Annotated in this window: 13 protein-coding genes; 6 read left to right on the top strand and 7 right to left on the bottom strand. The window is 57.4% G+C overall.

The window, feature by feature from the left end:
* Nucleotides 1-8 precede the first annotated feature (8 nt).
* Complete coding sequence (locus ACP5J3_RS07045; protein WP_428495036.1) at nucleotides 9-791, top strand: PD-(D/E)XK nuclease family protein; 783 nt, start codon at nucleotides 9-11, stop codon at nucleotides 789-791.
* Here ACP5J3_RS07045 and ACP5J3_RS07040 read toward each other — a convergent pair.
* Nucleotides 788-1,654: a hypothetical protein gene (locus ACP5J3_RS07040; protein ID WP_428495035.1), complete on the bottom strand. Its 867-nt coding sequence runs from the start codon at nucleotides 1,652-1,654 to the stop codon at nucleotides 788-790. The two genes, ACP5J3_RS07045 and ACP5J3_RS07040, sit on opposite strands and share 4 nt — an antisense overlap.
* Nucleotides 1,655-1,698: 44 nt before the next feature.
* Here ACP5J3_RS07040 and ACP5J3_RS07035 point away from each other — a divergent pair, with 44 nt between their 5' ends.
* Genes ACP5J3_RS07035 through ACP5J3_RS07020 form a run of 4 tightly spaced genes read left to right on the top strand, consistent with a single transcriptional unit; the run spans nucleotide 1,699 to nucleotide 4,811 of the window.
* A complete protein-coding gene (locus tag ACP5J3_RS07035; protein WP_428495034.1) occupies nucleotides 1,699-3,567 on the top strand; it encodes a nickel-dependent hydrogenase large subunit in 1,869 nt (622 codons plus the stop codon).
* Nucleotides 3,546-4,058, top strand: coding sequence for a hydrogenase maturation protease (locus ACP5J3_RS07030; protein ID WP_428495033.1), 513 nt, complete (start codon nucleotides 3,546-3,548; stop codon nucleotides 4,056-4,058). The genes ACP5J3_RS07035 and ACP5J3_RS07030 overlap by 22 nt, the downstream gene beginning before the upstream one ends.
* Nucleotides 4,042-4,248: a hypothetical protein gene (locus ACP5J3_RS07025; protein ID WP_428495032.1), complete on the top strand. Its 207-nt coding sequence runs from the start codon at nucleotides 4,042-4,044 to the stop codon at nucleotides 4,246-4,248. The genes ACP5J3_RS07030 and ACP5J3_RS07025 overlap by 17 nt, the downstream gene beginning before the upstream one ends.
* A complete protein-coding gene (locus tag ACP5J3_RS07020) occupies nucleotides 4,245-4,811 on the top strand; it encodes a hypothetical protein (RefSeq protein ID WP_428495031.1) in 567 nt (188 codons plus the stop codon). Before ACP5J3_RS07025 ends, ACP5J3_RS07020 begins: the two co-directional genes overlap by 4 nt.
* Nucleotides 4,812-4,825: 14 nt before the next feature.
* Here the strand turns inward: ACP5J3_RS07020 and ACP5J3_RS07015 are convergent, their stop codons facing one another.
* The 4 genes from ACP5J3_RS07015 to ACP5J3_RS07000 form a co-directional block, all read right to left on the bottom strand.
* Nucleotides 4,826-5,293, bottom strand: a complete 468-nt coding sequence (locus ACP5J3_RS07015; protein WP_428495030.1) for a PaREP1 family protein — start codon at nucleotides 5,291-5,293, stop codon at nucleotides 4,826-4,828.
* Between the two features lie 328 nt (nucleotides 5,294-5,621).
* Nucleotides 5,622-6,431: a hypothetical protein gene (locus ACP5J3_RS07010; RefSeq protein WP_428495029.1), complete on the bottom strand. Its 810-nt coding sequence runs from the start codon at nucleotides 6,429-6,431 to the stop codon at nucleotides 5,622-5,624.
* A gap of 50 nt (nucleotides 6,432-6,481) precedes the next feature.
* On the bottom strand, nucleotides 6,482-6,820 hold the full coding sequence (locus tag ACP5J3_RS07005) for a nucleotidyltransferase domain-containing protein (protein WP_428495028.1): 339 nt from the start codon (nucleotides 6,818-6,820) through the stop codon (nucleotides 6,482-6,484).
* Between the two features lie 44 nt (nucleotides 6,821-6,864).
* Nucleotides 6,865-7,182 (bottom strand): HEPN domain-containing protein, encoded by a 318-nt coding sequence (locus ACP5J3_RS07000; protein WP_428495027.1) that lies wholly within the window; start codon nucleotides 7,180-7,182, stop codon nucleotides 6,865-6,867.
* A gap of 282 nt (nucleotides 7,183-7,464) precedes the next feature.
* Here ACP5J3_RS07000 and ACP5J3_RS06995 point away from each other — a divergent pair, with 282 nt between their 5' ends.
* Nucleotides 7,465-8,019 (top strand): hypothetical protein, encoded by a 555-nt coding sequence (locus ACP5J3_RS06995; RefSeq protein WP_428495026.1) that lies wholly within the window; start codon nucleotides 7,465-7,467, stop codon nucleotides 8,017-8,019.
* 267 nt (nucleotides 8,020-8,286) lie between these two features.
* Here the strand turns inward: ACP5J3_RS06995 and mcm are convergent, their stop codons facing one another.
* Together mcm and ACP5J3_RS06985 are read right to left on the bottom strand one after the other, a co-directional pair.
* A complete protein-coding gene (gene mcm, locus ACP5J3_RS06990; RefSeq protein ID WP_428495025.1) occupies nucleotides 8,287-10,329 on the bottom strand; it encodes a minichromosome maintenance protein MCM in 2,043 nt (680 codons plus the stop codon).
* Nucleotides 10,330-10,349: 20 nt separating this feature from the next.
* Nucleotides 10,350-10,857, bottom strand: a 508-nt coding sequence (locus ACP5J3_RS06985) for a hypothetical protein (RefSeq protein WP_428495024.1), incomplete at its 5' end; no start/stop codon positions are given.

Raw genomic sequence — 10,857 nt, 5'->3', positions numbered from 1 at the left:
ATCTCCAAATATTAGAGAAAAGGCTAGAAGAGGTGGAAAGCAGAATGGCGACGAAGGAGAATCTCCAAAAATTAGAGGAAAGGGTAGGAGAGGTGGAAGGCAGAATAGCTACAAAAGAAGATTTGAAGACGTTGGCCACCAAGGAGGAGCTAGAAGACATAAAAAACAGGATGGCGACAAAGGAAGATCTCAAGGCCTTCGCCACAAAAGAGGATCTAAGAGCTTTCGCCACTAAGGAAGATCTAAAAGCCTTCGCAACCAAGGAAGATTTGAAGATATTCGCCACCAAGGAGGATCTTAAAGTCTTCGCAACTAAGGAGGATTTGAAGGCTTTTGCTACTAAGGAGGAGTTGCGGGCTGAGATTAGGAAGTTGTCTATTCAGATTACGGCCCTGGGGGCTAGGTGGGGTGTGTGGAGTGAGGAGGCCTTCAGAGAGGGGGTTAGGGAGTTGCTTAGAGAGGCCGGCTACGTGGTGGAGCGGTGGACCTACTTCGACGACAAAGGCCAGGTATACGGCTACCCAAGCGAGGTGGAGCTAGACGTGGTGGTTAAGAACGGTGTGACCATCCTTGTGGAGATCACCTCCGCCGTTAAACGTGGCGATTTGCCATATGTAAAGAGGAAGGCTGAGCTGTATGAAAAGGTGTCTGGGAGGAGGGTTGAGAGAGTGCTTCTAGTGTCGCCGTTTATACACGACAAAAACCCGGACTTTGTGCGCGCCTTGGCCAGGTCTTTGGGTATAGACATCGTGAGTCCGGCGGAGCAGATAGAGCCGGGAGCCTCCGGCTAGAGATAGGCGGCGTAGTAGACCTGGCCGAGGGCTATCCCCCCGTCGCCCGGCGGGGCTCTCCTGTGCTGGACAAGGCGCAGTCCACAGCGGGAAACCTCTTCCGCTATACCCCTTAAGATGATGTCGTTTACTGCGGCTCCCCCGGAGACAGCCACCACGCCGACGCCCCGCCTGGCCGCGGCGTCGCAGGCCCAGGCCCCTAGTATCTGGCCTAGCCTCAGTTGCACGCTGTATGCCACATCTCTCACCGAGGCGCCGCCCCTCGCCGCCTCCACAGCCTCTGCGAAAAGCTCCACCTGATCCTCCGCGTGGAACTGTAGGCCGCTCCCTCCGCGCGCGGCGGCTTCGAGCTTTATGGCGGGCTCCCCTTCGTAGGTCCTCTCCCAGGCTACTCCAAGAGCCGCGGCGACTGCGTCTAAAAATCTACCCGCGCTGGATGTCAACGTCCTGGGACTCTTTAGCTCCCTCTCCACGAGGGCCAGCTCGGCCTCGCCGCCTGGCAGGTAGAGCGCCAAGCCCCTTGGGATCTCGCCGAGGGCCTTGTGGAAGTACGCCGCGGCCATCCTCGCCGGTCGGAGGGCCGCCAGATCCCCGCCGGGCATGGGGACGTAGGGGAGGTGCTTCTCCCGCACGTAGCGTGTCCCCTCGACGTAGAGCACCTCCCCGCCCCACGCCGCGCCGTCATCGCCGTACCCCACTCCGTCTATTGCGACGGCCACGAAGGGTTCGTCGACGCCTCCGTCGGCGGCGGCGGCGAGGGCGTGGGCGTGGTGGTGCTGGACCTGGCGCACCTCAGCGCCGAATTCCTCACCCCACTCTCTACACAGCCTCACGCTGTTGTAAGCCGGGTTTTTATCGCAGATCAGGAGGAAGTCCCTCAGACCCCATTACCCGCATCGAGGGCCACTTGGCGCTCTACGCGGAGATAGACAGCGCAACGAGGGCCGTCACCAAGACCCACACGACGGTTATGATGTTCCGCGGTTTTGAGGTCTTTTTGAGGGGTAGGCCGCCTGAGGATGCCATCCACATAACCTCCCGCACCTGCGGCGTCTGCGGGGCCGCCCACGCCAACGCCTCGACTAGGGCCTGCGACGCGGCAGCCGGCATGACGCCCCTCTCCATGGGCAACGTCCTTAGAAACCTGGCCTATGCCATGACGGACTACACCTACGACCACTCCATAATTCTCAACATGCTTGAGGCGCCTGACTACAGCGAGGTGATGGTGAGCAAATTAACGCCGTCTGTTTGGAAGACGGCGCAGACAACCCCGGCCAAGTATTCAGATATCCACGGGTACCGCACCATCGCCGACATAATGAGGGATATGAACCCCATCCAGGGCAGGATATGGCAACTCACCGTAAAACATCAGCGTATTGCGAGGGAGGCCGGTGTTTTAATCTACGGCAGGCACTCCCACCCCTCGACACTTATACCGGCCGGCATCTCCACCGACATTACAAACCTGCCGTCGTTGATTCAGGAGTACTATGCTCGCCTCTCTCTACTCACGGCGTGGGTTAAATTTGTATGGGCTGTCTGGCAGGACTTGTACGAATTCTACAGAGATCACGTCTCTACTCCAGATGGGAAATCCTACGCCTTGACCCAGGGCAAGACACACGATCCGCCTGTTATGCACGCCAGCGGCTGGTCTGACGATCCAGAGATTTACAGCAACATGACCGACGAGGCCAAGGGCGACTGGAGGGAGCTCTATGCTAAACTCGACGCGGCGTATAACGCCAGGTGGGAGAAGCCCGGGTTGGCCATCGGCCACGAGATATACAGCAAGAACCCCACCGAGATACAGCTGGGCTATGTGGAGTTCGCCGACTCCTCCTTCTACGAGGACTGGGTGAAGGCCAATGTGGCGCCTCCCTACGGCTGGCTTAAGGAAGACCCGCTGGGGAGGCCGCTGGTGCACGGCATGGACCCCCTGTATAAGTACCACATGTGGAACCGCACCACCATCCCGAAACCCGGGGCTATAAACTTCGCCGAGAAGTACACCTGGGCGGCGGAGCCCCGCATTGTGCTGAAGGACGGGAGAATTGCCCCAATTGAGACGGGGCCTATCTCCCAGCTGTGGCTGAATACTCTCCACTCCACGAAGGTGGAGGTTGGCAATATAAAGGCGTGGGAGAGCAACGGTAGCCAGCTCAAGATATATCTGCCGGGAGGCACCGTGAATCCAGATCTGCCGAGCGGCACCTACGGCGAGTTGGTAATAACTTGGAATCTGCCGAAATACTCCACTACGTTAGAAAGATTGTTGGCGAGAGCTGTCCACTTGACACTTGTTGTGGCTGTGGCATGGGCTAACTTAGTGAAGGCGCTTGAATTAATTAACGCAGGCAAGGTCCAGACCTCTAGGCCATGGAACTTTGGGAAATGGCCTGACTTCAGCTACAGCTTCGGCTGGTGGCAGGTGCCGAGGGGGAGCTGTATGCACTGGCTGGTTCAGCAAAACGGGAGGATTGCCAACTACCAGTACGAGGCGCCCACCACACCCAACGTGAGCCCGAGGAATAACAGATGCACCGGGCCGTGGAAGGATCAGTGCGCCGGGCCTTTCGAAATGGCGGCGCTTAACAACAAGGTGACTGAGGAGGTGGAGCCAAGCCAGTGGACCGGGCTGGACTTAGTGCGGGCAATCCGTAGCTTCGATCCGTGTCTGGCATGCGCCGTGCACTTCGAGGCCAAGGGCGAGGGCGGCCGCGTCTACAACGTCATTGAGAAAGTTATATGGAACGCCTGCTCGTTGTAGGGCTGGGCAACCCCCTCTATGGCGACGACGGCTTCGGCTCCTGCCTGGCTCAATACCTCTCTCTTTTCAACCCCTTTGTCCTAGACGGAGACGCCCACGGGATAGGCATCCTCGGCAACCTCACCGACTACGACGTCCTTGTTTTTGTAGACGTAGACGCGCGCCTCCCCCCGGGGGTGGTGGCTGTGGAGAGGATAGAGGGCTCCCTCACCGTTGACCAGACACGCCTCGTAGACGCCCACAGGGCGCCACCCTCACTGCTGGTGGGCTACATGAGGGCCATGGGGCTGAACCCAAAGGCCTTTTTAATCGCCGTGGGGCCCCGGAGCTTCGAGCCGCTTTCCATGGCGTCGCTGGAGGTGCTCAAGGCGGCGCCGGCGGTGGTTGAGGCGCTTAGGGAGAAGTTGAAGGAGTTCGGCTACGAGCTGAGGGCCGAGGGCGATGTAGTTAAATACGTGGAGGATTGCTATAGACGTGTCCTCCGTACGTGAACTCGTGGAGTTTTTAAAGGCCTTGGAGGAGTTAAAAAAGAGCATAGTTAAGCCAATTGAGGAGGAGCTCCAGAAGGCGGTGCAAGACGTCCTTTACAAGTGGGTAACTGATCTTGGTAGCGCCCGGGAGCTGGCTCCCGCCGACGTGAAAGAACTCATGGAAAAAGTAAAGAGGCAACTGGGGCTATGATATACGGCGTCTCGTACCTATTCTGGGCTATATACGGCACCTCTTTTGACCTGCCGGCGGTGCTGGGGAGGCTCGTTGGGCTTGGTTACGAGGTGGGCCGCGCCACTTATAGGGAGGGCTTTATCCACCTGGAGCCCCTTCCCGGCGGCTACGCGGCGAAGCGGGTGTACGAAGACGGGACGGTGTACGTCTTGGCGGATCTGCAGAGAGGCGCCGTGGGCGTGTACGCCGACATATACCCCGTCTTCACAAGGGGTCTGGCGGAGCTGACGCGGGCTCTAAACGAGGCCCAGCTCCCCGAGCCGGCGAGGACGGAGTTCGCGGTGGCCTTCGGCCACAGGGGGAGGGACTGCAGATCCGAGAAGGTGAAGCTCGCAGACGTGGAGTTCGTCAAAAGCGGATTTGTGCTTATACACGGCGAGCCCCAGGAGGGGGAGGGGATACAGATAGCCCTCACCCCAGTAGACGAATCCCGCTACATCGGCTACATAGCCATCCGCGGCAGGTGGCAATTTACAATATCCCACGTCTATAGAATAAACGACCTATCAACGCCGCCGTGAACTACCTCAACTGCTCACAGCCCCAGTAAACCCCTCAGCTTCTCCACCAGCCTCAACACGGCTTCTCTGTGTAGCTTAAATTCCTCCGTCTCCATGAAGTTGTGGTAGTAGTTTGCGTGGAGGCCCTCGGCCATTCTAAACCCCACCACAAGCTCTCTGTCTCTTGTCTCTCTGTATAGTCGGTTTATGGCGAGGGCGTAGTCTCTGTGGCTGTAGTGCTCCCAGCCCCGCTTCTCTGCTATGGCGTTTAGCAGGGCGGCGACGGCGCCCCAGTACTTCTCCCCGGCCTGCGCCAAGTCGCCCTTTTGATACAGCTCCTCAGCCTCCCTGAGGTACTTCTCGTGTAGCGCCAGGTAAGCCTCTACGCGTTGTGGAGGGTCAAGCCTCTCTGTAAGTAACCCCAGTATGAACTCCTCCACGTCTCTTCCAGCGGCCGCCTTCTTCAGCAACTCCAGTGTCTTGGGGGTGAGCTGGAGGGCCACGGTTTAGCTTGGCGTCTTGGCTTATTAATATTGCTCTGGCGGCCGGGGCCGCTCGCCGGCTTGCCCCTGTATGCTCGCCGTGGCGCGTATGGGATCCGGGGTTTTGGACAAGGCTTGTGGAGGTGTGTAGGTCGATGATGTGGGCGGTGGGGTTGCCCGCCGCGGAGGGGTTGTGCACTCTGCCTCTGGGCGGCCGCGCAACTTCTCTTGAACTCTCCCCTTTTCGTAATTGTGTTATATACTGGGGGAGGTCGGCGCCGCGGTTTCTAATAGGCTGGATGGCTCCGTCTCTGTGTTGCTGTGGGAGGCGGCGTCGTGTGGGGTGGGTTTAGGGTTTTGGCTGTGTCTGTTTGAGTTCTTTGTCTGTTAGGATGGCTTTTATCATTGCTATGAAGACCCTGAGCTTGGGGTAGTATTTGCGGAGGTCTTCTCTTCCAGTGGAGATGTACTCATTGTATATGGCTTCTGCTATTTCTTCAAATTCGGCGACGTCGTCCCATGTGTAGTCTTCTAGGTTTTTGCTGAGGAGGGCCTCTAGCCTCTTCTTGACCTCCTCTGTGTAGTACTTGGACTTGGCGGTGGGGACTAGGGCCTTGAGGGCTCCGTAGAGCACCTGGGCCTCGCTGTGTGCGATGAGCTCCTTGGTGTGGAGGAGGCGGATTAATATCTCTTGGTAGCTGTAGAAGCCGTCTGCCAGCGATTTTAAATCCCGTCTAAGCTCGCCTAGTTCTGACTTGACGCTGTCTATCTTGCCGTGTAGCTCGGCCCTGGCCCTCTCTATATTGCCACTGAGTTCGGCTTTGGTTGCGTCTATCTTGCCAGCCAGATGGGCTTTGGATGTCTCAATCTTGCTGTCAAGTTCGGCTCTGACTGCCTCTATCTTGTTGCCGAGTTCAGTCTTAGTGCCGTGTAGCTCCGCTTCTGACGCCTCTATTCTGCTGTGCAACTCGGCCTTGACGGCTTCTATCCTGTTGCCTAGCTCATTTCTTATGGCTTCGATTCTGGCCTCTAGTCTTTCAATCTTTCTGTCGACTTTTTCTATCTTCTTGTCGAGGTGGTAGTATATTGTGGCTATGATGATGGCCGCCAGTGGGGCTTGGGCTATGAGTGAGTTGATTACGGCGCCTATGTCTATCACAGAGTGTTGTGGCTGTGGATTTAAAATTGTTGTCTGGCAGGCGCCGTGGGTCAGCAGATTTCTACCTCGGCGTCTATGAACTTCTTGTACCAGTTGTGGTACTGCTGTGGTGTGACTATGTGTAGCTCGAGGGCTGTGGCGGCTTCCCCCGCGGCGTCTTTAAGGGCTAGGGATATCTCGGCGCGGCGCCAGGGGTCTTCGGGGGCGTTTGGCGATATTACGAGGACGTCTATGTCGCTGTCTGGGGCCCAGTTGCCCCTCGCGACGCTTCCAAAGACGATGATCTTGGCGTCGCCTAGGAGGGCCTTGGCTGGCTGGCACAGCCTCTCCACGTAGGTCCTCCAGTTCTCTAGCACGTGTCTGCGGGCTATATAGTACTTGAGGTGCACAGCTCTACGACTTTTTCGGCTATTTTTACCAGGTGCTCGGCGACCTATTTGGCGTACCGCCTGGGGAGGTACCTCCCGCCGAGGTATGCGTCCTCCATTACTTCAAACGCCATTCTATTATCCAGGTAGAGCTTCCACAAATCGCTTCTTAGTTCTTTTACTTGTTCAAAGAGGGTGGCTAGTGAGTGGGTGTGTGGGTAGTAACCTGTTGTGGAGGCTAGGAGGTACCTCAGCGCCAGCTGGGCCGCCTGCTCGCTGTGGAAGGCGGCTAGGTCGAATCTCCCGGCTCTTAAGTCGTCTTTTGCGGCGTCTAGGAAAAGGCGCGCCCTCTCTTTCAGCACCTCTGCCTCCTCTCTACCCACGGCACAGATTCTCATCGGGCTTATATATGTTCGAAGCTAGCACGGCGACGTTTTTCACACGTAGCAAAACCTGCGAGAGGGCTCGCCCGGTGTCTGTGCTTTCCGGATCTGCGCTGGATTAGCGGCGCGTCGAGATTGCGTGATGCATAAGGTGCTGGATCCAACGCCGGCTCATATGCCGGCGGGGTTATGTAAGGATGTGATGCCGTGCCGCCTTAGTTTGTAACTCTCTGTAGCTCGGCCTCTAGGCAAAAACAAATAAGTTGGCTTTACTAGTAGCGTGTGGCTTTGGTTGGTATTAAACTTAAAAGCCCAGCGGCGGCGAGGCTTGTTGTGGAGAGGATTTTGGAGGAGGCTGTTGGGAATTTTAGATACTATCTGGAGGAGTTGAAGAGGTGTGGAGAGCCGCGTTGTATTGAGATTGTTAAGGACGCCGCTAATCACATTTCAGATATCGAGCTGGCACGTGTGATTATAGAGGCGGCAAGAGGCGCGGGATGCGCCGCGGGGGTTAGTGACGTAGTCTACGAGATTGCGCGGTGCGTAAGGGTCAAGGCTTATGAGGTTGAGGATGTTAATATAGCGTGGGGGCTCCACAGCTTGTATAAGGCTTTCTACGCATCGCTGAGAGGCGATGTGAGGTCGGCGGCTTTCCTCACCTTTGCCTCTTATGCCTTTCTGACTGAAAAGAACGAGCTGGCCTGGGCAGTTTTAAGGGAGGTGCTGGGGGAGAGGCGGGTTGAGCAGGAGAAGCTTCTCCTTGAGCTGGGTAGGCTACTCAACGGCTTTAAGAAGGCGGGGGTTGTTATAACGAGCAGAGATGTGGAGAGGGGCTAGCGTCATTAATGAGGGCTGTCTTGATACAAGTGTGTTGATGGTGGCGGTTGCAAACCTCGCCCTTCAGGTCGGGGAGTAGGTCAGACAAGGCTCGTGAAGTCTTTTAGATGGATCTCCCGCTATCACGTAGCCTCTGTGGCTGTGGTGTTCCCAACCTTTTTCCCGCTATTGCGCTTAACAGAGCTGTGGCTACCCCCGGCGCCTCTCCCCTTTTTGGGATCTCCGCTTGGGGGTGCCGTGGCGCCGCGTGTGTTGCGCCGGATGGGTCTAGGTGACGCGTTTTATGTATCCTGGTCTGGGGGTGTAGGCCTCGCCGTTGCGGATTAGCAGGTCTACGATGCGCTGGACCTCGGCGGGGGGGATTCCCAGCTTCTCGGCCTCTGCCTTGAGCTTGTCGATTTTGACGGGGCCTTTCTCCGCCTCCTCCATCTTCTTTAGTAGCTCCACTACTTTTATGTAGGCTTCTCTGCGGGAGGCGGGGACGCCGGTTATTATTGCGTCGATGTCTATGGCGCCCGACTCTATGTCTATGCCTACGGATTTGAGGAAGGCGAGGTAGAGCCTTATGGCTCTCTCGGCGTCTTCGGCGGTGGCTATGGGGGACAGCCTCATCTTGGCCTCGGCGGTGGTGAGGCGTATGAGGGCTTCCAGCTGCCTGGCGGTTATGGCTATGGCTGTGCCGGGGCCTTGGTAGCGCCTCCTCATCTCTAGGTAGAAGGCTTTTATCCTCTCCTTTGCCTCTTCGCTGAGGAGCGGCCTCACGTACCGCCTGGCGTACATGATGTACTTCCTCAGGAAGTCCGGCCTCAGCACGTCGCGGAAGGCCTCGGGGGTTTTGCCGGAGTGGAGGTCTAGTATGTGGCCGGCGACGGCTGAGTCGAAATCCTCCCTGGGCTCGTCCCGTATTACGAAGATTAGGTCGAATCTGCTGAGGAGGGAGACGGGCAGGTCTATGTTCTCCGCCACTGTGCGGTTGGGGAGGTACCTCCCGAAGGCTGGGTTGGCGGCGGCGAGGACGGCGGCTCTCGCGTTGAGGGTGGCCACTATGCCTGCCTTGCTTATGGATACGGTGTTCTGCTCCATCGCCTCGTGTAGGGCCACCCGGTCCTTGGCGTCCATTTTATCTATCTCGTCTATGACGGCGACACCCTTGTCGGCCAGGACGAGGGCCCCCGCCTCTAGGTAGAACTCCCCCGTCAGCTTGTCCCTGACCACGGCGGCGGTGAGGCCCGCTGCTGAGGAGCCCTTGCCCGTGGTGTAGACGGCGCGGGGGGCGATCTTAGCCACAAACTTCAACAGCTGGGACTTGGCGGTGCCCGGGTCGCCTATTAGGAGGATGTTTACGTCGCCTCTGACCCTGACGCCGTCTGGGTACACGATTTCGTTTCCTCCGAAGAGCAGGCAAGCAACTGCCTCCTTCACCTCTTCGTAGCCGTATATGGAGGGGGCGATGGACCTGACTATTAGCTCCCTCACGTCGGGCCGCCTCGAGATTTCGAGGATTTTCTGCTCGTCCTCCTTAGTGATCTCCTCCACGAGCTCCTTGTTCATCGTCTCTACGTGGACTCCCTGGACGTAGGAGGTGACGATGGGGGGCCTGCCCTTCCTTAGCTCGCTGAGGGTGAGGTCGACGATTCCCGACAGCGCCACTATGTCGCCGGGCTTGACAGTGTCTACCAAGTCGTCTAGCAACACCGCCTCGATGCTACGGGGTAGCTGGCCGGGTGGGAGGTCCTCCGGCCTCTCTTGTATTATGACCTTCTGCCAGTCTATGTACTGGGAGAGCTCTGTGACTAGGGTGAAGCTCTTTGAGGCGCCGCATCTGGGGCACTTGGCGGGGGGCTCGACGTGGCGCTCCAGCTCCTGCATGAGCTCGATCTCGTAGCCGCACTGGGTGCACCGGTACAGCGCCTTGTATAGGAAGTGCTTCGGGGGGGTCTGCCTGGTGACTATACCCTCTATTTTTATGAGGCGGCCTATGTACTCCGACCTGAGCTTCCTCAGAGGGACCGCCAGCGGGGGGTTCCGCACTCTGAAGTAGAAGCGCTTAAGCTGCCTGGCGGTCTCGGGATCCTTCTCCTCTACGATTTCCCGCACCACCTTGTCCGCCTCTGGCAGGACCTGCTTAGGCCTCTCTATTACTAAGTCTGCCAGTGTCTTGTCAAACATCAGGATGTCGTGGAAATCCACCTCCAGCGACCTCTTCCGCTGGATAATCATGTTGATAAGCTCGTCGGAGATCTTCTCGTTACCCGTCACCAACTCTCTAAACTTGTCGCGCAGGATATCCAGCTCAACCTCAACAGTCACACATACACACGCCGACCTGCTTAAAAAAGTGAAGCTGTATTACCACAGGCACCCACAGGTGCCCATCTAAAGCCCAGACTATCTGCCAGCCCTTTCAGGGCGTTCTTTACTGCTTTAAACGACTCACGCCAGCCGGGCGGTAGGTGTGCCAGCTGTACCCAGCGTGGTGTCTCAACCCGAGGCACTTCGGAGGTGAAGAAGTGCAGAACTCCTAGATAGATACCGCTTTTCTTCAGGTTTTGTCCGTATTCCTCTATTACCGGGTCTAGTTGACTTTCGAGGCTTCTCACGTCTCTATGATGTAGCTTAATTTCTAGACCTATTACCACATCTGTCACCACTGCGACATCTACTAATATCGAGCGCTGTATGGAGGGAATAGATAACTCAGCTTCAGGTACAACATCGCGACATGCACTGGCGGCGTAGCACGCCACGAGGGCGTTTCCCAAAAGGCCGTAGTGACCGCGTGGGTTGCCGAATCTCCTCCTTAGCCACTCCACCCCGGCCGTGCTCCACCCGGCACAC

It is taken from the genome of Pyrobaculum sp., assembly GCF_049971835.1.
Classification (GTDB): domain Archaea; phylum Thermoproteota; class Thermoprotei; order Thermoproteales; family Thermoproteaceae; genus Pyrobaculum.
This window is presented reverse-complemented; position numbering and strand designations above follow the sequence as displayed.

Excerpts from the sequence above, each read along its gene's own strand:
- ACP5J3_RS07020 (WP_428495031.1), top strand. The coding sequence starts at position 4,245 with ATGATATACGGCGTCTCGTACCTATTCTGGGCTATATACGGCACCTCT.
- ACP5J3_RS07030 (WP_428495033.1), top strand. The coding sequence starts at position 3,546 with ATGGAACGCCTGCTCGTTGTAGGGCTGGGCAACCCCCTCTATGGCGAC.